The organism is Paraburkholderia gardini (assembly GCF_907164545.1).
In the GTDB taxonomy this organism is placed as follows: domain Bacteria; phylum Pseudomonadota; class Gammaproteobacteria; order Burkholderiales; family Burkholderiaceae; genus Paraburkholderia; species Paraburkholderia gardini.
In genome coordinates this window covers 96,518-116,497 of sequence record NZ_CAJQZB010000012.1, presented here as the reverse complement: position 1 = coordinate 116,497, position 19,980 = coordinate 96,518, and the positions used below count along the sequence as shown (strand labels likewise).

Below are 19,980 nucleotides of genomic sequence, written 5' to 3'. Positions count from 1 at the left end.
TGTGTTATTGCATAAACGTTATTGCATAAACGGGCCCCAGGACGGCTCGCGAACGTTGCCGCCCTGAACGGACAGGACCTGTCGGGTACGACCATCGGTCGACACTGCGGCCAACACGCCACGGCCGTTCACCTGAGTGGCGTAAAGAATGTACTGACCGTTCGCCGCGAAGCTGGGCGATTCGTCATGTGTCGTGTCGGTGAGCCCTGTTGCCGCGCCGGTCTGCAAATCCAGCAAATACAGCTTGAAGGCACCACCCACGCGCGAAATGTACGCGAGTTCCTTGCCGTCCGGGCTCACGCGCGGACTTGTGTTGTAGTTACCTGAGAACGTGACGCGTTGCGCAGCACCGCTGCTTTCACCCTGAACCGGCATCTTGTAGATCTGCGGGGCGCCGCCGCGGTCGCTCGTGAAATAGATCCACTGGCCGTCAGGCGAGAACGCGGGTTCCGTATCGATCGAACTGCCCTGCGTCAGGCGACGCAGGCCACTGCCATCGGCGTTGACGCTGAAGATCTGCGTGTTGCCGGTGCGCGACAGCGCTATCGCGAGCGTACGACCGTCCGGCGACCACGCGGGCGCGCTGTTGTTGCCCTTCTGGTCGGAGACGATAATCCGGCGACCCGTAGGCAGATCGTGAATGTAGACGATCGGCTTCTTCTTCTCGAACGACACGTAGGCGACCTTCGTGCCATCCGGCGACCACGCCGGCGAAATGATCGGCTCCGGACTGGAGAGCGCGATGTGCGCGTCCTGGCCGTCCGAATCGGAAACCTGCAACTGATAACGGTTGCCCGTCTTGATGACGTACGACAGACGCGTGGCGAACACGCCGCGTGAGCCCATCAGCTTTGCGTAGATGTAGTCCGCGATCTTGTGCGCGCTCATGCGCAGACCGCTTTCGGGGCTCACGAGCACGAGGCCGCCGAGGCTCTGCTGCTTGACGGTGTCGTAGAGCTTGAAGCGCACTTCGTACTGGCCGTTCGACAGGTGGTTCACACTGCCGGATACGAATGCATCGGCACCCTTGGCCTTCCAGCTGCCGAGGTCGACGGAATCGGTTTCGGCTACGGGTGTGGCACCCGCATCGATGTTGGTGAATTTGCCGCTGCGCTGCAGATCCTGGCGCACGATCGTACTGATCTGCTGGGGAGAATTCGCTTCGTTAGCGAAATTCGCTGTAGCGATCGGAAACTGGGTAGACCCAACGCCCGTAACGAGTACGTTGAGTTGCGCGTGTGCGCTGCTGCCCGCCGCGATCAGGCACGACGCCAGGAGCACCCTCAGGCCTGACTTGGTCATCAAACTCATGCTGTATGGATTCTCCAAAAACGGGATTTCTACCACAATACGACAGCAGACAGACCCGGAATTGCACAATTCGTTCCCGGGCGCGCTCCTTGCAGCACAAGGGCGCGCGTCTGCCATCAACCTGCCGGCCGCAACGTAATCGTAAAGCTGGCCGGCGTTTTTCCATTCGTGTCGAGCGGCATCGGATCCGAACGCTGGACCGCGCGCAAGGCGGCATCGTCCCACTGGGTGTTGCTGCTGCCACGTGTGATCGTTGCGCTCAACAATGTACCCGTCGGCGAGCAGCGCACGGCCACGACCGTTTCGAGGCCCTGCGTATCGCCGGCCCACACGATGTTCGGACGCACACGCCGTTGCACTTTCTCCGCGTAACCTGCCGACGCCGCATTGCCGCCCGCGCCGCTGCCCGTGCCGCTCTTCGCGAGGCCCTGGCCCGTCGAGCCTTCGCCGCCGGCCATGCCCTGCATCTGCGCGAGACGCGCGCGGCGCTCGGTGTCGACCTTCTTCGCCTGTGCTTCGGCCTGCGCCTGCGCGGCCTTTGCCTTCGCAGCCTTTTCGGCGTCCGCTTTCTTCTGTGCGTCGGCCCTGGCCTGCTGCTCATCCTTCTGCTGTTCTTCTTTTTGCTGCTTCAACTGATCCTGCTTCTGCTGCTCGGCGAGTTGTTGCTGCTTGAGCTTGTCGGCCAGTTGCTGTTTCTGCTTGAGCGCGGCGGCTTTCTGCGCGGCGAGGTCTGCGGCCTGCTGTTGTGCGAGTTGCTGCTGACGTTTCGCTTCGGCTTCCTGCTGCGCCTGCAGCTTCTGGCGTTGTTGCTCGGCCAGTTGTGCCTGACGCGCGGCTTCCTCCTGCTGACGTTTCTTTTCCTGCAGTGCGATGTCGGCCTGCTCGTCCTGTACGGGAGGGGCAGGGGCGACCGGTTGCGGTGGCGGCGGAACCGGTCGCGGCATGGGTGTATCCGGCACGGCGGTCCACAACTCGGCTTCGGCGCCGGCCGGCGTGCTGTTCTGCCAGTGAATGCCGTGATACAGGAAGAACCCGAGCAGCACGTGCATCACCAGCGCGAGCACGAACGCGCGCCATGTGCCGCGTTCACGCGGCGGTCGGACGGGAGCGGCGGAATTCTTCCGGATCATTGCGATTTGACGAGCAATCCAACGCGTTTGACGCCGCGAGCTTTCAGATCGGACATCACGTTCATCACGACTTCATACTTGACGGTCTTGTCGGCGGCGATCACGACCGGCTGGTCGGGATGCGTCTGCGCACGGTCGGTGATGAAGCCGTTCAGGTCCGCTCTCGTCATGTCTTCCTGCTGCTGCGTGCCCGCGTCGTCCTTGTACTTGACGCTCATGTTGCCGTCGGCGCGAATGTTGACGATCACGGGCGGTGTCTGCTGCTGCGGCGCGGCGCCGCCGACGGTCGGCAGATTGACGATCGATGGCGCGACGAGCGGCGCGGTCACCATGAAAATCACGAGCAACACAAGCATCACATCGATGTACGGCACGACGTTGATGTCCGCCATCGCGCGGCGCGAACGGCTGCCGCGCATGCTGCTGGAACGGGAGGAACCGGCCATCGTGGACTCCTTAGTGCGCCTGGCGCTGCAGGATGTTCGAGAACTCTTCGATGAAGGTTTCGAAGCGGATCGCGAGGCGGTCGATGTCGTGTGCGTAGCGGTTGTACGCGACCACGGCCGGAATGGCGGCGAAGAGGCCGATGGCGGTGGCCGTCAGCGCTTCGGCGATGCCTGGCGCGACGTTGGCGAGCGTGGCCTGCTGCACGTTCGCGAGACCGCGGAACGCATTCATGATCCCCCACACCGTGCCGAAGAGACCAATATATGGGCTGACCGAGCCAACCGAAGCGAGGAACGCGAGATTCGCTTCGAGCACGTCCATCTCACGCTGGAAGGCTGCCCGCATTGCACGGCGGGCGCCGTCGAGGATCGCCCCCGAATCGTTGAGGCGCTTTTCCTTGCCCTTCAGAAATTCGCGCATGCCCGACTCGAAAATGCGTTCGAGCGCACCAATCGTATGACGGTTGTTCGCGGCGCTTTGATACAGCGCCTGCAGGTCGCCGCCCGACCAGAAATCGCGTTCAAAGCGCTCGGTCTGCACGCGCGCACGGCGAATCGCAAACCACTTGCGGAAGATGAAAGTCCACGACATCAGCGACAGCAGCAGCAATAGCGCCATCACTGCCTGCGCCAGCAGGCTCGCGTTAAGAACGAGGGAAATGATCGACAGATCTTGTGTAGTGTTCATATAGGTTCGCTGTAACGTCCCGGAAGGGGCGTCCGGCTGAAGGGCTTATCGAAGCTTTCCGTCGGGAAACGGAAAACATCAGCTAGGCGCTGGCCGAACCATGCTTTGTGTTGCCTGATCGATACGAGTTCACTGGCACCCAGACAACGGTGCTCAGACCCCCGCGGTTGACACGCTGGCTCCGGCTGGACCGCGCCGCAGCGCGGCAAGCACAGAGGGAGGAATAGCAGTTGGCCTGATCGAGGTGCGCTCGACGCAGCCAACCCGGATGCTCCCCGCAGCAAGCAGCGTTCCTTCTCGCCATGCTTCCTGCGCAAAGTCGACCGATGCCCGGCCAAGCCGCTCGATCCGGCTGACGACGGTGATCATGTCGTCGAGACGGGCCGGTGCGCGATAGTCGAGCGCGGTGCTGCGCACGATGAAGATCGCGCCGGTTTCGTCCGCGAGCCGGGTCTGGTCCACGCCGCACGCGCGCAGCCATTCGGTACGCGCCCGCTCAAATAACTTCAGGTAATTCGCGTAAAAAACAATGCCGCCGGCGTCGGTATCTTCGTAGTACACCCGGATCGGCCAGGTGAAGCCGATTTCCGTGCCGGGCTGACTGGTAGACATATCCATGGCGCGCATTTTACCGGAACGCGCGTCGCTATCCCGATTTTCGGTGCGCGTTCCGCCTGGTATCTGTTAGCCGCGATGGATGCTAAGGCCCGCAAACGTCTGCGCCACGGGCATCAGTTCGATCGTGTTGATGTTGACGTGCGCGGGGCGCGTCGCGATCCAGTAGATCGAATCGGCGATGTCTTCGGCGGTCAGCGGCTGCACGTTCTGATAGATGTTGGCCGCCTTTTCGTCGTCGCCGCGAAAACGCACGTTCGAGAATTCGGTCCCGCCGCACAGGCCCGGCTCGATGTCCGTCACGCGGATCGCGGTGCCGGCCAGATCGGAGCGCAGGTTCAGGCTGAACTGACGCACGAAGGCCTTGGTCGCGCCGTAGACGTTGCCACCCGGATACGGCCACCTGCCCGCGACCGAGCCCAGGTTGAACACATGGCCGCGATTGCGCTCGACCATGCCTGGCAGCAGTGCCCGGGTCACCTGCACGAGGCCCGTGCAGTTTGTGTCGATCATCGTGGTCCAGTCGTCGAGTTCCGCGCGCTGGGCCGGTTCGAGGCCGAGCGCGAGGCCCGCGTTGTTGACGAGCACGTCGACGGCGGCGAATTCCGCCGGCAGCGAGGCGGGTGCGGCTTCGACGGCCGCCCGGTCGCGTACGTCGAGTTCGAACGGAAGAAGCGCGTCGCCGAGTTCGCCGGCGAGTGCGTCGAGGCGGTCCTTGCGGCGCGCGGTGGCGACCACCTTGTGGCCGCCCTTGACGAAGGCCCGGGCGATGGCGGCGCCAAACCCTGCGGACGCCCCTGTGACGAAGACGATCATTGCTGCTCCCTGGTCGGTGGAGAAAAATAAGGTGCCAAGCCTACTTCCAATGCGGCGCTGCGGCAAGGGAAGACCCTGACTGTCTGGGGCGAGTGTCGTGACCGCGGCTGGTGCCCCGGGTTCGCGTGGGTAGCTGGCGGCGATTTTACGAAGCCCGTGCCTCCGGAGCTGATGCCCCTGGCCCCCGGCCCGATGTCATGCTCGAAGCGCTGTGTGGCGCGACTTGCATGACTTGCCCGCCCGGATAGCTTCTGCCCGCAAAACAACGCTGCGAGGTACGCTCCGGCGGGGCCTGTAGCGTGGTTGCCTATTCGATGCGCTTCAAATAAACTAACGCGCTCACCCCTGCGTGACTGGCGATAGAACCCTCGGGGTTCAAGGTGGAACAACCCACCGTGAAGCGCAGGGTGCCGTTTTTGCCGTTCGCCTGGGCAGCCGTGATCCGCGCGCGATATTTTGCGCCGCCGGTGGCTGCCTTGCCTCGCGTGTACGGTACATCTCCATCCGCCACGTCAAGGCTGGCCCAGCCGCCAGCAGCGCCGCATACCCGCTACGCCTTCTGCACACAATTCGGCGCACGATCCGGTCAACCTGAACACATTTAACGGAAACCGTATGTTTGACAGAGCCAAAAGCACCATCGCCAACGTCGATCCCGAACTCTGGAAGGTGATCGAACAGGAAAACCGCCGTCAGGAAGACCATATCGAACTGATCGCGTCCGAAAACTACACGAGCCCCGCCGTGATGGCCGCGCAGGGTTCGCAACTCACGAACAAGTACGCGGAAGGTTATCCGGGCAAGCGCTACTACGGTGGCTGCGAGTACGTCGATATCGCGGAACAGCTGGCGATCGACCGTGTGAAGCAGCTGTTCGGCGCCGAAGCCGCGAACGTGCAGCCGAACTCGGGCTCGCAGGCAAACCAGGGCGTGTTTTTCGCGATGCTGAAGCCGGGCGACACGATCATGGGCATGAGCCTCGCTCACGGCGGTCACCTGACGCACGGCTCGCCGGTCAACATGTCGGGCAAGTGGTTCAACGTCGTGAGCTACGGCCTGAACGAAGCCGAAGACATCGACTACGACGCGGCTGAAAAGCTTGCCCAGGAACACAAGCCGAAGCTGATCATCGCCGGCGCGTCGGCTTTCGCGCTGCGCATCGACTTCGAACGCCTGTCGAAGATCGCGAAGTCGGTGGGTGCGTATTTCATGGTCGACATGGCGCACTACGCGGGTCTGGTGGCCGCGGGCGTGTATCCGAACCCGGTGCCGCACTCCGATTTTGTCACGACGACCACGCACAAGAGCCTGCGCGGCCCGCGCGGCGGTGTGATCCTGATGAAGGCCGAGTTCGAGAAGCAGATCAATTCGGCAATCTTCCCGGGAATTCAGGGCGGACCGCTGATGCACGTGATCGCCGGCAAGGCCGTGGCGTTCAAGGAAGCGCTGTCGCCGGAATTCCGGGAATACCAGCAAAAGGTGGTGGACAACGCACGCGTGCTGGCGGAAACGCTCGTGAAGCGAGGCCTGCGCATCGTGTCGGGCCGCACCGAAAGCCACGTGATGCTGGTCGACCTGCGCGCGAAGAACATCACCGGCAAGGCTGCGGAAGCGGCGCTCGGCGCAGCGCACATCACGGTCAACAAGAACGCCATTCCGAACGATCCGGAAAAGCCGTTCGTCACGAGCGGTGTGCGTCTTGGCTCGCCGGCCATGACGACTCGCGGCTTCGGTGAGAAGGAAGCGGAACTGGTGGGCAACCTGATCGCCGACGTGCTCGACAACCCGGAAGATGCCGCCACGATCGAACGCGTGCGCGCACAGGTCGCCGGGTTGACGAAGCGTTTCCCGGTGTACGGCTAACCAGCCATGCGCTGCCCCTTCTGCCGGCATGACGACACACAGGTGGTTGATTCGCGTGTGTCCGAAGATGGCGCCGCGATTCGCCGGCGCCGGCGCTGCCCGGCCTGCGACAAACGTTTCACGACGTATGAGCGGGTCGAGCTGGCGTTGCCTTCGGTTGTCAAGAAGGATGGCAGCCGCACTGAATTCGATCGCCGCAAGATTGTCGCGAGCATGCAACTGGCGCTGCGCAAGCGCCCGGTTGCCGCCGATGCAATCGATGCGGCGGCTTCGCGTATCGAATACCAGCTGCTTGGCAGCGGTGAGCGCGAAGTTCGCAGCGAGCGCCTGGGCGAACTCGTGATGAACGAGTTGCGCGAGCTCGATACGATCGCCTATGTCCGCTTCGCCTCCGTCTACCGGCGCTTCGAGGACGTCTCCGAATTCGAGGACGTGATCGAGGAATTCCGGCGCATGGCCGCGCCTCCTGCCGCGCCTGGCAAGCCCACCCGCAAGCGCTAGTTCTTCGCGCATCCGCATTTCCTTCCCCTTGAGTCGCTGTCACGCCTGAATTCTGGCGTGTGAATGCGCGCGTCCGCTACCTGGCCATCCGGCCGATTGTAGGCGTTCGAGGTGCCCGGTAAATTGTCTGCATTCTTCGAATCATTCAGGGATGCAGATGAAAATGAACGCCTTTCCGGTTCCACATGGTGATGGATTCACGCTGGTCGAAACGCTTGTTGTTATCGCGCTGCTCACGGTACTTGCCGTACTGGCAACACCGTCGTTTTTTGCGTGGCGCGTGCGTGATCAGGTCGACGCGCGTGCGAAAGCACTCGTTTCGACGCTGGCGTTTGCCCGTGGGGAAGCGCTCAGGCGGAGCGCGCGCGTAACCGTGTGCCGGATCGACAGCGCGCTTCACTGTCTTGCGGCCGGCAAGCCATGTCCGGCCGGCACCGCTGACTGGTCGTGTGGATGGGCGGTGATGTTGGAACGGGCGGGCCGGTCGTCACTGTTGCGCATGCAGCCGGATCTCGCGGCGGTCAGTGTGACGGGAACGTTGACCGATGTGGCGTTCACGCCGCCGGCCGGTCAGGTTATCGGCAGTTTTCGCAGCTTCGAGTTTGCACCGCGTTCGCCTTCGGCGGCCACCCGCGGCGACCGGTGGCGACGCTGTGTGCGAATCGCGGCCGGTGGCCGCGCGCGCGTGATCGAAGGCGCTTGCGGGGCGTCGTCATGAAAATGTGCCGTCATGGAAACTGTTCGGGCAGCACTCTGCTGGAGGTGATGGTGGCTGTGGCCGTGACCGCGGTCACGGCACTTGGGCTGGTCTCTACGCAGCTATGGATGACGCATCACGCCGGCGCGACGACCACGCGCGAGCGCGCGGCATTCGTGGCTGACTCGCTGGTGGAGGCATTTCGGGTATCGCCGGCAACTGGAACGGATTCGGTCGTCTGGAAGACCCGGGTTGCGAGCATGGTGCCAAAGGGCGACACGTCGGTCGTCGCGCAGGCGGGCGGCCTGGCGACGGCACGTGTGACGTGGGCCGCCGTGCGGGAAGCGCGGGACGTCGCGCCGGGCAACCTGGTCGATCCGCCAGATTTTTGCGGGGACGCCGCGTTGCCGGCCGGAACCGCGTGCGTTGCGATTGCGTTTGCGAAATGACGCGTCGCCGATACTTTACGCGCGGTCATACTCTGCTCGAAGTGATGATCGCGACGGTACTCGGACTCGTGATCACCGCTGGTTCCGTAGCGCTCTACCGGTCGCAGCGAGCGGCTTTCGTGAGCGCCAGCGACGCCGCTCACATCGAGGAAACCGGCATCGGCGCGTTGACGCTGCTTGGACAGCAGATCCAGATGGCCGGATTCACGTCCGCCGACGCCGCATCGCCCGCTTCGGCGAATGCGTCTGCTGCGCTCTTTGGCTGTTCCGGCGCGCGGCCCACTGGCCCCGATGACGTCCCGGGCTGCGAGGCGCTGGCGAGCCATTCGGACGGCATCGTTATCCGCTATTCCGGCGACATCGTGTCGACGTGGCCTTCGTCCACCGGCCAGCCCACGGACTGTCTCGGTCAGACCGTCAGTGGCGCTGCCGCGGGCGCACCGGTCGTGAACCGGTTCTACGCGAAGACCAGTGCTTCGACTGGCGAACCGGAACTGTATTGCGAAGGCAACGGCAAGGCGGGCTATGGACAGCCGGTGTTCGAGGGCGTCGAGCGACTGCGCATCCAGTACTGGCTTGCAAACGCGCAGCAACCGTTCGACGCGTCGGCGCTTGCGCCGGACCAGTGGGCCCGGGTCGTGGCAGTCGACCTGTGTGTTCTGGTGCGCGGGGCGTCGCGTGGGCAGCGCGTAGGCTATGTCGATTGCGATGGCGTGTCGGGCACCGGCAGCGACACGCGCGCGAGACAGGCGTTCTGGCGACGGGTCGCGGTTCGCAATGGTCCGGCTGTTCAGTCATGACGCGAGCCATTCCACCGCGGCCCGTAACCGAAGCCACCGGCCTCGGTGGACGCACGCGAGGTGCCGCGTTGCCGGTCGTACTGCTGATTACGTCGATGATGCTGGCGACGTCCGCAGCCTGGTTCGAGACGACGCTCACCGCCGCGCGCAGCACGTCAAACCTGCGGGACTACCTGCAGGCATTTCACGCTGCGGATTCGGCGTTGCTCCTGTGTGCGGACATGGTGAGTCCGGAAGGCGCCGGCGCGATGCCAGCGGTGACAGGCGAACCTGCGGGGTGGAAGCGCGAGGCGGTCTTTGTGGCTGGCGCCATCGTGCCTGTCGCGCAATGGCCCGGATCGGGACGACCGCCCGAGTGTCTTGCCGAAGGCTGGCGATTGACGGGTCGTCCGGAAGCGAAGGCGTATCTGCTGACTGCCCGGGGCTTCGGCGCGGCGCCTGACTCGCAGGTATGGCTGCAGATGCAGATAGTCATCGATGGCGGCAAGACCGAACGACACTGGCGGCGCGTCACCGCCCGACCATTCTGAACGGGATGAAACACGACATGAACTCAAAGGCAGACGCATTCACGTTGCTTGAACTCGTCATCGCCATGGCGATTGCCGCAGTGCTCGCCGTATTCGCCGTGCCGTCCTGGCATGCACAGGTGGCGCGCAGCCACCGCGTCGATGCTGCGTCCGCTTTGTATCGCGCTGCGCAATACCTGGAAACATCGGCGGAGAAGAACGTCGGCGCTTTGCCCGCGGGCCTCGATCAGGCTCCCGCATTCGGCACACCGGTTTACCGTCTGCATGTGTTGAGTGCGGACGATACGAACGGTGGGTATTCGGTAGAAGCGCGACCCGTCGAAAACGGGCCGATGCGCGAAGACGCGTGCGGGACGTTCATCATCGATGCGACCGGTTTGCGGAAAAACCGGAGTGCAGGGGATTCCGCGATGGCAAATGCGAACGAATGCTGGAGCACGCGATGAACGTGAACCAGTCTACGGAAGCATCACCTGGATTGGTGGCTGCCGATGCGACGCCGGCAACGCACAGGTGTCCGCAAGCCCGGCGATATGTCGAAACTCACTCGCGTTCGCGTGACGAATCGGCGCCGGCTGCACCCGCGCCAGAATCTGGGCTGGTCTTCGCACTACCGCCGTCCTGTTTGACCTGCTGCCAGATCCGATACGCTTCCCATGCGGCGAGAGCGAGGCTGCCCCACTTGAGCGCCGGCCTGGCGCCAGCGGCGACCGTCGCACGGAGTGGTTTGGCAAGCAGCAGGGACGCGAGCGAACTGAGCAGCGGATATTGCTTGAGCAGGCCGCCGATGCCGGCTGCGCTGCCTTTCGGCGCGCCCCAGCGCATTCCGCGAAAGCCCGGAACAAAAAACCTGAGCCAGCTGAAATGCGTCACGGCCTGGCGCAGTTCCGCAGTCGCCTGCACAAGTTCCATGCGTTCGACGTCCGCACGCACGAGCAGCAGCTCCTTGCGCAGCGCGCGCAGATGCGGCGCAGCGAGTTCCTTCGAAGGGCGCTTGCTGCGGAACGTGTGGTCTGGGTGCAGTTGGCTCATGTTCGGTCGAAGGCGCCTGAAAGAAGTGAGAAAAGTCGGGAAAATCGGAACAAGGCGCGGAACAAGCCGCGCGGCACATCGGCCGCGCTCGCCTCACTGCTTGCGGAACATCTCGCGGTCTTTTTCGAATTCGTTCAGCGTTGCCTCGAAAACGATGGGCGCATTGTGCAAACCGTTGCGGGCTTTCAACCCGCAAAAGAGCGCGGCCAGCGCATACACCACCGTGATGGCAGCCAGCGACTGCCAGCGGTACGTATCCCAGAACGTGATGGCAACAAGTGCCGTCAGCGCGATGAGCGCCATGGTTGCGAGCATCATGGCCGCCAGACCGAGAAACAGCACGGTGAGCAGGCGATCTTTTTCCTCGGCCAGTTCAATGCCGATCAGTTCGAGCCGCGTCTGCAGGATCGAAAAGAAGGAACTGATGATGCGGCGTACCGGACCGTGGTCAGCGCGCTGCGATTGGGTGTCGATCGTCATAACTTTCGCGCGTTGCGCATGGGGAGGCGGAAGGTGCGCCAGAAAAGGCGGACCGGCCAGGCGAGCGCCGGTCAACCGTGCCGGAAGTGCACCGGACGTGAGCCCGGTGGCTACTGCCGTGACTGCTTATTTGCGATTGATCAACAAGCCGACCAGCACGCCCACGCCCGCGGCAATGCCAATCGATGCCCACGGATGCTCGTGTACGTAATCGTCAGTTGCGCGCGCCGCCTTCTTGCCCTTCTCGACGACCACAACCTGGACATCGGCCGCCTTTTCTCTCGCCTGCTTCAGGCGCGTGAGCGCCGTTTCACGGAGTTCCGAAGCGCGCTCGCCGGTTGCGCTCGCGGCCTGCTTCAGCAGGTCCTCTGCGTCCGCGAGGACGTTTTTGATATCCGACATCAATCTCTCCTTGTTAACTTCCGACATTGACAGCTCCGTTCGTGGCACGTTACGCGTGAATCGTAACTAAAGAAACGACGGCTGGCGAGCGTAGTGCACTGCGTACATGAGCAGGATGCAGGAACTGTTCCCGACATGCGAATTGCCACTTGATAAAAAACAGATAACGTGGCGCACCTGTTCATCTGCGCACCATCCGGGTTTCCGGTTGAGTTGATCTGGCCCGCCAAGTTTCGTCCAATTTGGAGAAAATTACAAAAACTCATAAGGGAGTGACGAGATGTTCGTTCATTGTGCGCGCCACTTCCCGTATGCTTTAATTTTGCCGAGCGCCGCGGCTTTCACCATGTGCGGACCATTCGAACCCATCAAGGAGACATCATGAGTCTACGTCTAGGCGACGTCGCACCGGATTTCGAGCAGGATTCCAGCGTTGGCCGCATCAAGTTCCACGAATGGCTGGGCGACAGCTGGGGCGTGCTGTTTTCACATCCGGCCGACTTCACGCCGGTCTGCACGACCGAACTCGGCCTGACCGCGAACCTCGCCAGCGAGTTCGAAAAGCGCAACGTGAAGACGATCGCGCTGTCGGTCGACAGCGCCGCGTCGCACAAGGAATGGATCAAGGACATCAACGAGACGCAGGCTGCGAACGTCGGTTTCCCGATCCTGGCCGATGGCGACCGCAAGGTGTCCGAGCTTTACGACATGATTCATCCGAACGCGAGCGAAACGGTCACGGTCCGCTCGCTCTTTGTGATCGATCCGAAGAAGAAGGTGCGTCTCACGATCACCTATCCGGCGAGCACGGGCCGCAATTTCGACGAAGTGCTGCGTGTGATCGACTCGCTTCAGCTGACCGACAGCCATTCTGTCGCGACGCCGGGCAACTGGAAGCAGGGCGACGACGTGGTGATCGCGCCGTCGTTGAAGGACGAAGAGGTCCTCAAGCAGAAGTTCCCGAAGGGCTACAAGGCGCTGCGTCCGTATCTGCGCATGACGCCGCAGCCGGACAAATAAGGTAAAACGCGTCGGCGATACTCAAGACTGACGCCTTCGCCAGCAGGAAAAAACCCCGCTTCCGGTTCCGGAAAGCGGGGTTTTTTCTTAAGCAGCCAGCCAGACGGCGGCAAGAATCAGAAAAACGCCTGAATCCCCGTCTGTGCGCGGCCGAGAATCAGCGCGTGAATGTCATGCGTGCCTTCGTACGTGTTGACCACTTCGAGGTTCACGAGGTGGCGCGCGATGCCGAATTCGTCCGAAATGCCGTTGCCGCCGAGCATGTCGCGCGCGAGACGCGCGACGTCGAGCGCCTTGCCGCACGAGTTGCGCTTCATGATCGACGTGATTTCGACGGCGGCCGTGCCTTCGTCTTTCATCCGGCCGAGACGCAGCACGCCTTGCAGGCCGAGCGTGATTTCGGTCTGCATGTCGGCGAGTTTTTTCTGGATCAGCTGGTTCGCGGCGAGCGGCCGGCCGAACTGCTTGCGGTCGAGCACGTACTGGCGCGCGGTATGCCAGCACGATTCAGCGGCGCCGAGCGCCCCCCACGCGATGCCGTAGCGTGCCGAATTCAGGCACGTGAACGGACCGCGCAGCCCCTTCACGTTCGGCATCATGTTTTCTTCGGGGACAAACACTTCGTCCAGCACGATTTCTCCGGTGATCGAGGCACGCAGACCGACCTTGCTGTGGATCGTGGGCGCCGACAAACCTTTCCAGCCCTTCTCGAGGATGAAGCCGCGAATTTCGTCCTTGCCGTCTTCCTCGAGCTTCGCCCAGACGACGAATACGTCGGCGATCGGCGAATTCGTGATCCACATCTTCGAGCCGGACAGCGAGAAACCGCCGTCGACCTTCTTTGCCCGCGTGACCATGCTGCCCGGATCGGAACCATGATTCGGCTCGGTCAGGCCGAAGCAGCCGATCCATTCGCCGGCGGCGAGCTTCGGCAGGTACTTCGATTTCTGCGCGTCGGAGCCGAACTCGAAGATCGGCACCATGACGAGCGACGACTGCACCGACATCATCGACCGGTAGCCCGAATCCACGCGCTCCACCTCGCGCGCGATCAGGCCGTAGCTGACGTAGTTCAGGCCGGGGCCGCCGTACTGCTCGGGAATCGTGGGACCGAGCAGGCCGAGTTCGCCCATCTCGCGGAAGATCCCGATGTCGGTCTTTTCATGGCGGAACGCTTCGAGCACGCGCGGTGCGAGTTTGTCCTGCGAGTACGCCGCAGCGGCGTCGCGCACCATGCGCTCGTCTTCGTTGAGCTGCTGATCGAGGAGCAGCGGGTCTTCCCAATGAAAATGCGCGGCCTCAGCCATGATGTATCTCTCCTGATTTCTACTTGACGCAAGTTCCGCTGTGCGAAACAATGTTTTGCAAATGAGACCTGAGTGTATCACCCGATGAAACCTGCATCTACCCCCTCCGACCCGTTCGACGACCGCAAATTCGTGGTTGCACTCGCGCGCGGCCTTGAACTGCTGCGCGCATTCAGGCTAGGTGAGTCGATGCTTGGAAACCGCGATTTCGTCGAGCGCACGGGTCTGCCGAAGGCCACGGTCAACCGGCTCGCCTATACGCTCACGGTGCTTGGCTATCTGCGTCTCGATGAGTCGCTTGGCAAGTACGCGCTCGATGCGGGTGTGCTGTCGCTTGGATTCGCGCTGTTATCGGGCACCGACACGCTCGAGCTTGCGCGCCCGCACATGCGCACGTTCGCGCGCGAAGTGGGCGCGGCCGTATCGCTCGGTTGCCGCGATGGGCTCGACATGATTTATCTCGACACGATCCGTAGTGAGACCGCGTTGACGCTGGGACTCGCGTCGGGTTCGCGGCTGTCGATGCTGACGAGTTCGATGGGCCGCGCGTATCTCGCCGTCCAGCCGCCCGACGTGCGGGCCACGCTGTTCGTGGAACTCGGGAAGGCGGCGGGCAAGGAGCGCGCCGCGTTGCTGGCGGACGCGCAGCGTGAAATCGACACCTTCATGCGGGAAGGTTGCTGTTATTCGTTTCGCGACTGGCACGACGACGTGAACGCGGTGGCCGTGCCGTTTCGTGAGCCGCGCGACGGAAGGTGGCTGGTGCTGAGTTGCAGCGGACCGGCTTCGTCGATGGGAGAAGCAGTGTTTCGTGAAACGGTGGCGCCGCGTCTGAAGGCGCTCGCACGGCGGCTCGGCGATACGGTCTAGCGCAACGCGGCCGGCCGCAAGCCGCAAACCTTGGCGCAATCCGTGGAAAAATCAGGCCACCCGGTCGTGCGTCTCGAAAAGCGGTCCCTGCACGAACCGCACGTCATATTGCTGCAGCTGATCGAACTGGTGCTCACTGGTGACGTGGTCGAAGATGAGTGGAATCTTCAGTCGTCCCGCGTACCCGACCAGCGGCTTCACGGTCGCTTCCCTGAGCGCCGTGCCGGCGTCCATCTTGATGAAATCGAGCCGCGTGTCCGATACGGCCAGAATCTGGCCGGCGTTCTGCAGATTTCCCGCCACCTTGAAGCCGTAGCGCTGGTAACTCTTCGTGAGATAACCGAGGAAGGTCCGGTGCGCGACCGCTGCCGAAGGCAGCTCGATCACCACGCGCGCCGGATTCAGGCCAAATGAGATGAGCACGCTCGAAAAATGCCTTCCGTGGTCGTATCTCACGCTCTTCAGGAGCCGCTCGTGCACGCGCAAAAACAGCAGCCCGTGGCGTTGCGCACCAAAGAAATTGATCGCATGCAGCGCACGTGACATACGGTCGATCGCGACCAGTTCAGGGTCTTCGTCGATTTCGCCGAACGGATCGAATGGCGCGCCATCGATGCGCTGTGTGATCGCCTGAAAACCCAGCTCATCGCCGAAACGGTCGACGCTCCCGGGCGCTGTCGAAAGCGACTGCGCAAGCGCATGCACGCTGATGTCGAAGATCGGCTCGTAGCGACTGCCGATCACGAGGTTGTCGAGCCGGGCGATCGCATGATCGTGCTGGTCGCCGGTCCCCATCGCCAGGTGTTCGCCGAGGAACGGATGTTCGGTGGCACGGGCGACAAGTTCAGGAATGGTCGGCGGAATCATGAGTTCGCGTGAGTGGCCGTTGACGGCGCATCGAGTAGGGCGGCGCATGGCCGCATCCCTTGATGGTAGCAGCGTGCGCGCTGGGGGCATGAACAAAATGCTCATATCGATATCGTCCCGGCCGCCTCCGGCAAGGGTTTACGTTAATTTCACTATTCGTAATTAGTTTTACCATTCGTAAATTGAGCGTCAGGCATCAACGGAGAATCCGCATGAGCAATTCCACGCGACACGAGATCGAGCCGGGCTACCAGTCCGGCTTCGGCAACGAATTCGCCACCGAAGCGTTGTCCGGTGCGCTGCCGTCCGGCCGCAACTCGCCGCAGCGCGCGCCCTACGGGCTGTACACCGAGCAGCTATCGGGCACGGCGTTCACCGCGCCGCGTGGACATAACCGTCGCTCGTGGCTGTACCGCATCCGGCCGGCGGCCGTGCATCAGCCGTTCACGCTGGTGCCGTCGCACAGTCTGGTCGCGAACTTCGCCGACGTGCCGCCGACGCCGCCCAACCAGCTGCGCTGGGACCCGCTGCCGATGCCGGTGGAGCCGACCGATTTCATCGACGGCTGGGTGACGATGGCCGGCAACGGGGCGGCCGAAAGCATGAGCGGTTGCGCGATCCATGTGTATGCGGCGAACAGCCCGATGAAAGACCGCTACTTCTACACGGCCGATGGCGAACTGCTGATCGTGCCGCAGCAAGGGCGTCTTCACATCGCGACCGAACTCGGGCGCATCGATGTCGAGCCGTTCGAGATCGCGGTGATTCCGCGCGGCGTGCGTTTTTCGGTTTCGTTGCCCGACGGCGCGGCGCGCGGTTACATCTGCGAAAACTTCGGCGCGCAACTGCGTTTGCCGGATCTCGGTCCGATCGGCTCGAACGGGCTCGCGAACCCGCGCGACTTTCTGACGCCGCATGCCGCCTGGGAAGACCGGGAAGGCGCGTTCGAGCTCGTCGCCAAGATGAACGGACATCTGTGGCGCGCGGACATCGGCCATTCGCCGCTCGACGTGGTCGCGTGGCACGGCAACTATGCGCCGTACAAGTACGACCTGCGCCGCTTCAACACGATCGGCTCGGTCAGCTTCGATCACCCGGATCCGTCGATTTTTCTCGTGCTGCAGGCGCAAAGCGATACGCCAGGCGTCGATACGATCGATTTCGTGATTTTCCCGCCGCGCTGGCTCGCCGCCGAAGACACGTTCCGGCCGCCCTGGTTTCACCGCAACGTCGCGAGCGAATTCATGGGTCTCGTGCACGGCGTGTACGACGCGAAGGCCGAGGGCTTCGTGCCGGGCGGCGCGAGCCTGCACAACTGCATGTCTGGACACGGTCCGGATGCGGACACGTTCGAAAAGGCCTCGCACAGCGATACGTCGAAGCCGCACAAGGTCGGCGACACGATGGCCTTCATGTTCGAAACCCGCACGCTTATCAGGCCGACCCGCTTTGCGCTCGAAACCGCGCAGCTTCAGGCGAATTACTTCGAGTGCTGGCAGGGTCTCAGGAAACACTTCAATCCGGAGCAACGATGAACGTATCGGGCGATCTTCAGGCGACGCGTGATGCGTCGCGCAAAAGCTGGGTCGAAGCGGCGAACGCGCCGCAATGCGATTTCCCGATCCAGAACCTGCCGTTTGGCATTTTCAGCGATGCGCGTAACGCAACGCGCCGGGTTGGCGTCGCAATTGGCGATTGCGTCGTCGATCTTTCCGCGCTTGAACATGCCGGCTTGCTGAAACTCTCAGCAGGCGGGAAAGCCGTGTTCGAGCGTGGTTCGCTCAACGATTTCATCGCGCTCGGCCAGGACGCGTGGCGCAGCGCGCGCATCCAGTTGAGCGCGCTGCTCGCGCGCGATACGGCGACGCCCGCGCTGCGCGATGACCCGGCGCTGCGGGCGCGCGTGCTGATACCGCTCGCTGATGCCACGCTGCATCTGCCGGTCGAGATTCCGGGCTATACGGATTTCTACTCGTCGAAGGAACACGCGACGAACGTCGGCTCGATGTTCCGCGATCCGAAGAACGCGCTGCTGCCGAACTGGTCGGAGATGCCGATCGGCTACAACGGACGGGCGTCTTCGGTGGTGGTGAGTGGCACACCGGTGCGGCGTCCGAACGGACAACTGAAGCTGCCCGACGCGGAGCGCCCGGTGTTCGGCGCGTGCCGCAAGCTGGATATCGAACTGGAGACGGGTTTCATCATTGGACGCGGCAACGCACTGGGCGAACCGGTTGCGTGCGAAGACGCCGAATCGCACATTTTCGGCATGGTGCTGCTGAACGACTGGAGCGCGCGCGACATTCAGCAATGGGAATACGTGCCGCTCGGCCCGTTCAATGCCAAGACGTTCGCGACGACGATCTCGCCGTGGATCGTCACGCTCGACGCGCTCGAACCGTTCCGCGTCGCGCAGCCCGTGCAGGAGCCGAAGCCGCTCGACTACCTGCGTCAGGCCGGCGAGCACGCGTTCGATATCGCGCTGGAAGTGACGTTACGCCCGCAAAACGCCCAGCAGCCGACAACGATTTCGCGCACGAACTTCAGGCATATGTACTGGACGATGGCGCAGCAGCTGGCGCATCACACGGTGTCGGGCTGCAACACGCGCGTCGGCGACCTGATGGGCTCGGGCACTATTAGCGGCCCGACCGGAGACGCGTCCGGCAGCCTGCTGGAACTGACCTGGAACGGCCAGAAGCCGCTCGAACTGCACGGCGGCGGCACACGCTCGTTCATCGAGGACGGCGACGAACTGACGCTCGCGGGCTGGTGCCAGGGCGACGGCTATCGCGTCGGTTTTGGCCCGTGTGTGGGCGAAATCCTGCCTGCGCACCGCTGAACGGGGGGGGGGACGCGAACGGCGCGCCGATAGCCTTCATCGGGCCGAACTATTACCGTGGATACAGCCGCTCCGCGCGTGCGGGGTGCGCTGCGATCACGCCGCGCCGGCCGAACCCGGCAGCGCGACACGCTGCGCGCGCTGTTCGAGCCGCACCGACCACAGCGTCAGCGCAAGCGCGCCGCTCACCATCGCGACGCCGACCCACGGCAGCGACGTCAACGGCACACCCGCGCCGATCGCCATGCCGCCGAGCCACGCGCCTGTCGCGTTGCCGAGGTTGAACGCGCCCTGATTGAGCGTCGAAGCGAGATTCGGCGCGGCGCTCGCACGGTCGACGATCAGGATCTGCAGCGGCGGCACGATCGCAAACGCGAGCACGCCCCACACGAAAATCGTGATCATCGCGGGAATGGCCGCGTGCATCGTACCGGCGAATACCGTCAGCACGACGCCGAGCGCGAGCAGAAACGCGATCAGCGAGGGCATCAGACGCCAGTCCGCGAGCTTGCCGCCCAGCGTGCTGCCGACGGTCAGTCCGAGCCCGAACAGCAGCAGTACGAGCGTGACGTTGTGCGGCGTGAAACCGGTGACGTCTTCGAGAATCGGTGTGATGTACGTGAACACGGCGAAGAGGCTCGCCGAAGCTAGCACGCTGATGCCCATCACCATCAGAACCTGCGGATTCTTCAGCACGCTGAATTCGTGAATGAGGCTCGCCTTCTGCATTTCGATTTTCGCGGGCAGGCAGACGGCCAGCGCCGCGGCCGCCAGCACGCCGATGCCGGTGACGGCCCAGAACGTCGCGCGCCAGCCCACCGCCTGGCCGAGCGCCGTGCCGAGCGGCACGCCGAGCACGTTGGCGAGCGTCAAACCGGTGAACATCAGCGCGATGGCCTGCGCGCGGCGGTTCGGCGCCACGAGACCCGCCGCGACCACCGAACCGATGCCGAAGAACGCGCCGTGACAGAACGCGGTGACGATGCGCGCGGCCATCAGGACGCCGTAACCCGGCGCGACCGCGCACAGCAGATTGCCGACGATAAACACACCGATCAGGCTCATGAGCGCTTTCTTGCGCGGCATGTTGGCCACCGCGATGGCGACGATCGGCGCGCCGATCGTCACACCGAGCGCGTACGCCGACACCAGCATGCCCGCAGCCGGAATCGACACGGACAGGTCGCGCGCGACATCGGGCAGCAAGCCCATGATGACGAACTCAGTGGTACCGATTCCAAAAGCGGCGACGGCAAGGGCAAGCAGAGGTAAAGGCATGATGAGGCGCTTCGGCGGGGCAGGCCAGGCGGGCGC

The 19,980-nt window shown here is 63.3% G+C and carries 23 protein-coding genes and 1 riboswitch; of the genes, 11 read left to right on the top strand and 12 right to left on the bottom strand.

Features of this window, described 5'->3' with window-relative positions; genetic code table 11:
- Window positions 1-18 precede the first annotated feature (18 nt).
- The 6 genes from tolB to ydfG form a co-directional block, all read right to left on the bottom strand.
- Window positions 19-1,311 (bottom strand): Tol-Pal system beta propeller repeat protein TolB, encoded by a 1,293-nt coding sequence (gene tolB, locus LPA37_RS11360; RefSeq protein ID WP_228974966.1) that lies wholly within the window; start codon window positions 1,309-1,311, stop codon window positions 19-21.
- A 116-nt stretch (window positions 1,312-1,427) separates the two neighbouring features.
- Window positions 1,428-2,441: a cell envelope integrity protein TolA gene (tolA, locus tag LPA37_RS11355; RefSeq protein WP_228974963.1), complete on the bottom strand. Its 1,014-nt coding sequence runs from the start codon at window positions 2,439-2,441 to the stop codon at window positions 1,428-1,430.
- Window positions 2,438-2,887, bottom strand: coding sequence for a protein TolR (tolR, locus tag LPA37_RS11350; RefSeq protein ID WP_228974959.1), 450 nt, complete (start codon window positions 2,885-2,887; stop codon window positions 2,438-2,440). Before tolR ends, tolA begins: the two co-directional genes overlap by 4 nt.
- A 10-nt stretch (window positions 2,888-2,897) precedes the next feature.
- Window positions 2,898-3,575 carry a protein TolQ gene (gene tolQ / locus LPA37_RS11345; protein ID WP_228974957.1) on the bottom strand — a complete coding sequence of 226 codons (678 nt, stop codon included), beginning with the start codon at window positions 3,573-3,575 and terminating at the stop codon, window positions 2,898-2,900.
- A 153-nt stretch (window positions 3,576-3,728) separates the two neighbouring features.
- The gene (ybgC, locus tag LPA37_RS11340) at window positions 3,729-4,202 is read right to left on the bottom strand and encodes a tol-pal system-associated acyl-CoA thioesterase (RefSeq protein ID WP_229012582.1); all 474 of its coding nucleotides are present in this window, start codon (window positions 4,200-4,202) and stop codon (window positions 3,729-3,731) included.
- A 57-nt stretch (window positions 4,203-4,259) separates the two neighbouring features.
- Window positions 4,260-5,006, bottom strand: a complete 747-nt coding sequence (gene ydfG, locus LPA37_RS11335) for a bifunctional NADP-dependent 3-hydroxy acid dehydrogenase/3-hydroxypropionate dehydrogenase YdfG (protein WP_228974954.1) — start codon at window positions 5,004-5,006, stop codon at window positions 4,260-4,262.
- Window positions 5,007-5,345: 339 nt separating this feature from the next.
- Window positions 5,346-5,446: riboswitch (ZMP/ZTP riboswitch) on the top strand.
- Between the two features lie 175 nt (window positions 5,447-5,621).
- Between ydfG and glyA the strand changes: the two genes are divergently transcribed.
- The 7 genes from glyA to LPA37_RS11300 all read left to right on the top strand — a co-directional run bounded on the left by glyA (window position 5,622) and on the right by LPA37_RS11300 (window position 10,292).
- Window positions 5,622-6,869, top strand: a complete 1,248-nt coding sequence (gene glyA / locus LPA37_RS11330) for a serine hydroxymethyltransferase (protein ID WP_228974953.1) — start codon at window positions 5,622-5,624, stop codon at window positions 6,867-6,869.
- Between the two features lie 6 nt (window positions 6,870-6,875).
- Window positions 6,876-7,370: a transcriptional regulator NrdR gene (nrdR, locus tag LPA37_RS11325; RefSeq protein WP_090532310.1), complete on the top strand. Its 495-nt coding sequence runs from the start codon at window positions 6,876-6,878 to the stop codon at window positions 7,368-7,370.
- Between the two features lie 157 nt (window positions 7,371-7,527).
- Window positions 7,528-8,088, top strand: a complete 561-nt coding sequence (locus LPA37_RS11320) for a GspH/FimT family pseudopilin (RefSeq protein ID WP_229012581.1) — start codon at window positions 7,528-7,530, stop codon at window positions 8,086-8,088.
- Entirely contained in the window at window positions 8,085-8,516 is a 432-nt protein-coding gene (locus LPA37_RS11315; protein ID WP_324251703.1) for a type IV pilus modification PilV family protein, read from the top strand. The genes LPA37_RS11320 and LPA37_RS11315 overlap by 4 nt, the downstream gene beginning before the upstream one ends.
- Window positions 8,513-9,316, top strand: a complete 804-nt coding sequence (locus LPA37_RS11310; RefSeq protein WP_229012580.1) for a PilW family protein — start codon at window positions 8,513-8,515, stop codon at window positions 9,314-9,316. The genes LPA37_RS11315 and LPA37_RS11310 overlap by 4 nt, the downstream gene beginning before the upstream one ends.
- A complete protein-coding gene (locus tag LPA37_RS11305; protein WP_229012579.1) occupies window positions 9,313-9,846 on the top strand; it encodes a pilus assembly PilX family protein in 534 nt (177 codons plus the stop codon). Before LPA37_RS11310 ends, LPA37_RS11305 begins: the two co-directional genes overlap by 4 nt.
- Before the next feature lie 17 nt (window positions 9,847-9,863).
- Entirely contained in the window at window positions 9,864-10,292 is a 429-nt protein-coding gene (locus LPA37_RS11300; protein ID WP_228974939.1) for a type IV pilin protein, read from the top strand.
- A 97-nt stretch (window positions 10,293-10,389) separates the two neighbouring features.
- Here the strand turns inward: LPA37_RS11300 and LPA37_RS11295 are convergent, their stop codons facing one another.
- From LPA37_RS11295 to LPA37_RS11285, 3 genes are all read right to left on the bottom strand, one after another.
- A complete protein-coding gene (locus tag LPA37_RS11295; protein ID WP_228974938.1) occupies window positions 10,390-10,878 on the bottom strand; it encodes a DUF3318 domain-containing protein in 489 nt (162 codons plus the stop codon).
- A gap of 93 nt (window positions 10,879-10,971) precedes the next feature.
- A complete protein-coding gene (locus LPA37_RS11290; RefSeq protein WP_228974936.1) occupies window positions 10,972-11,358 on the bottom strand; it encodes a phage holin family protein in 387 nt (128 codons plus the stop codon).
- Between the two features lie 126 nt (window positions 11,359-11,484).
- Window positions 11,485-11,787: a DUF883 family protein gene (locus LPA37_RS11285; protein ID WP_228974935.1), complete on the bottom strand. Its 303-nt coding sequence runs from the start codon at window positions 11,785-11,787 to the stop codon at window positions 11,485-11,487.
- 354 nt (window positions 11,788-12,141) lie between these two features.
- On the opposite strand from LPA37_RS11285, the gene LPA37_RS11280 reads away from it, so the two are divergent.
- A complete protein-coding gene (locus tag LPA37_RS11280) occupies window positions 12,142-12,780 on the top strand; it encodes a peroxiredoxin (RefSeq protein ID WP_228974933.1) in 639 nt (212 codons plus the stop codon).
- Window positions 12,781-12,896: 116 nt separating this feature from the next.
- On the opposite strand, the gene LPA37_RS11275 is transcribed toward LPA37_RS11280, so the two are convergent.
- A complete protein-coding gene (locus tag LPA37_RS11275; RefSeq protein ID WP_229012578.1) occupies window positions 12,897-14,087 on the bottom strand; it encodes an acyl-CoA dehydrogenase in 1,191 nt (396 codons plus the stop codon).
- An 84-nt stretch (window positions 14,088-14,171) separates the two neighbouring features.
- Here LPA37_RS11275 and LPA37_RS11270 point away from each other — a divergent pair, with 84 nt between their 5' ends.
- Complete coding sequence (locus LPA37_RS11270) at window positions 14,172-14,957, top strand: IclR family transcriptional regulator (RefSeq protein ID WP_229012577.1); 786 nt, start codon at window positions 14,172-14,174, stop codon at window positions 14,955-14,957.
- A 51-nt stretch (window positions 14,958-15,008) separates the two neighbouring features.
- Here LPA37_RS11270 and LPA37_RS11265 read toward each other — a convergent pair whose 3' ends face one another.
- Window positions 15,009-15,824, bottom strand: coding sequence for an EAL domain-containing protein (locus LPA37_RS11265; RefSeq protein ID WP_228974924.1), 816 nt, complete (start codon window positions 15,822-15,824; stop codon window positions 15,009-15,011).
- A 212-nt stretch (window positions 15,825-16,036) separates the two neighbouring features.
- On the opposite strand from LPA37_RS11265, the gene hmgA reads away from it, so the two are divergent.
- Window positions 16,037-17,359 carry a homogentisate 1,2-dioxygenase gene (gene hmgA / locus LPA37_RS11260; protein ID WP_229012576.1) on the top strand — a complete coding sequence of 441 codons (1,323 nt, stop codon included), beginning with the start codon at window positions 16,037-16,039 and terminating at the stop codon, window positions 17,357-17,359.
- On the top strand, window positions 17,356-18,666 hold the full coding sequence (fahA, locus tag LPA37_RS11255; protein WP_228974918.1) for a fumarylacetoacetase: 1,311 nt from the start codon (window positions 17,356-17,358) through the stop codon (window positions 18,664-18,666). The genes hmgA and fahA overlap by 4 nt, the downstream gene beginning before the upstream one ends.
- Before the next feature lie 96 nt (window positions 18,667-18,762).
- On the opposite strand, the gene LPA37_RS11250 is transcribed toward fahA, so the two are convergent.
- Window positions 18,763-19,944, bottom strand: a complete 1,182-nt coding sequence (locus LPA37_RS11250; protein ID WP_228974914.1) for an MFS transporter — start codon at window positions 19,942-19,944, stop codon at window positions 18,763-18,765.
- Between the last annotated feature and the right edge of the window lie 36 nt (window positions 19,945-19,980).

Excerpts from the sequence above, each read along its gene's own strand:
- tolB (WP_228974966.1), bottom strand. The coding sequence starts at position 1,311 with ATGAGTTTGATGACCAAGTCAGGCCTGAGGGTGCTCCTGGCGTCGTGC.
- tolA (WP_228974963.1), bottom strand. The coding sequence starts at position 2,441 with ATGATCCGGAAGAATTCCGCCGCTCCCGTCCGACCGCCGCGTGAACGC.
- tolR (WP_228974959.1), bottom strand. The coding sequence starts at position 2,887 with ATGGCCGGTTCCTCCCGTTCCAGCAGCATGCGCGGCAGCCGTTCGCGC.
- tolQ (WP_228974957.1), bottom strand. The coding sequence starts at position 3,575 with ATGAACACTACACAAGATCTGTCGATCATTTCCCTCGTTCTTAACGCG.
- ybgC (WP_229012582.1), bottom strand. The coding sequence starts at position 4,202 with ATGCGCGCCATGGATATGTCTACCAGTCAGCCCGGCACGGAAATCGGC.
- ydfG (WP_228974954.1), bottom strand. The coding sequence starts at position 5,006 with ATGATCGTCTTCGTCACAGGGGCGTCCGCAGGGTTTGGCGCCGCCATC.
- glyA (WP_228974953.1), top strand. The coding sequence starts at position 5,622 with ATGTTTGACAGAGCCAAAAGCACCATCGCCAACGTCGATCCCGAACTC.
- nrdR (WP_090532310.1), top strand. The coding sequence starts at position 6,876 with ATGCGCTGCCCCTTCTGCCGGCATGACGACACACAGGTGGTTGATTCG.
- LPA37_RS11320 (WP_229012581.1), top strand. The coding sequence starts at position 7,528 with ATGAAAATGAACGCCTTTCCGGTTCCACATGGTGATGGATTCACGCTG.
- LPA37_RS11315 (WP_324251703.1), top strand. The coding sequence starts at position 8,085 with ATGAAAATGTGCCGTCATGGAAACTGTTCGGGCAGCACTCTGCTGGAG.
- LPA37_RS11310 (WP_229012580.1), top strand. The coding sequence starts at position 8,513 with ATGACGCGTCGCCGATACTTTACGCGCGGTCATACTCTGCTCGAAGTG.
- LPA37_RS11305 (WP_229012579.1), top strand. The coding sequence starts at position 9,313 with ATGACGCGAGCCATTCCACCGCGGCCCGTAACCGAAGCCACCGGCCTC.
- LPA37_RS11300 (WP_228974939.1), top strand. The coding sequence starts at position 9,864 with ATGAACTCAAAGGCAGACGCATTCACGTTGCTTGAACTCGTCATCGCC.
- LPA37_RS11295 (WP_228974938.1), bottom strand. The coding sequence starts at position 10,878 with ATGAGCCAACTGCACCCAGACCACACGTTCCGCAGCAAGCGCCCTTCG.
- LPA37_RS11290 (WP_228974936.1), bottom strand. The coding sequence starts at position 11,358 with ATGACGATCGACACCCAATCGCAGCGCGCTGACCACGGTCCGGTACGC.
- LPA37_RS11285 (WP_228974935.1), bottom strand. The coding sequence starts at position 11,787 with ATGTCGGAAGTTAACAAGGAGAGATTGATGTCGGATATCAAAAACGTC.
- LPA37_RS11280 (WP_228974933.1), top strand. The coding sequence starts at position 12,142 with ATGAGTCTACGTCTAGGCGACGTCGCACCGGATTTCGAGCAGGATTCC.
- LPA37_RS11275 (WP_229012578.1), bottom strand. The coding sequence starts at position 14,087 with ATGGCTGAGGCCGCGCATTTTCATTGGGAAGACCCGCTGCTCCTCGAT.
- LPA37_RS11270 (WP_229012577.1), top strand. The coding sequence starts at position 14,172 with ATGAAACCTGCATCTACCCCCTCCGACCCGTTCGACGACCGCAAATTC.
- LPA37_RS11265 (WP_228974924.1), bottom strand. The coding sequence starts at position 15,824 with ATGATTCCGCCGACCATTCCTGAACTTGTCGCCCGTGCCACCGAACAT.
- hmgA (WP_229012576.1), top strand. The coding sequence starts at position 16,037 with ATGAGCAATTCCACGCGACACGAGATCGAGCCGGGCTACCAGTCCGGC.
- fahA (WP_228974918.1), top strand. The coding sequence starts at position 17,356 with ATGAACGTATCGGGCGATCTTCAGGCGACGCGTGATGCGTCGCGCAAA.
- LPA37_RS11250 (WP_228974914.1), bottom strand. The coding sequence starts at position 19,944 with ATGCCTTTACCTCTGCTTGCCCTTGCCGTCGCCGCTTTTGGAATCGGT.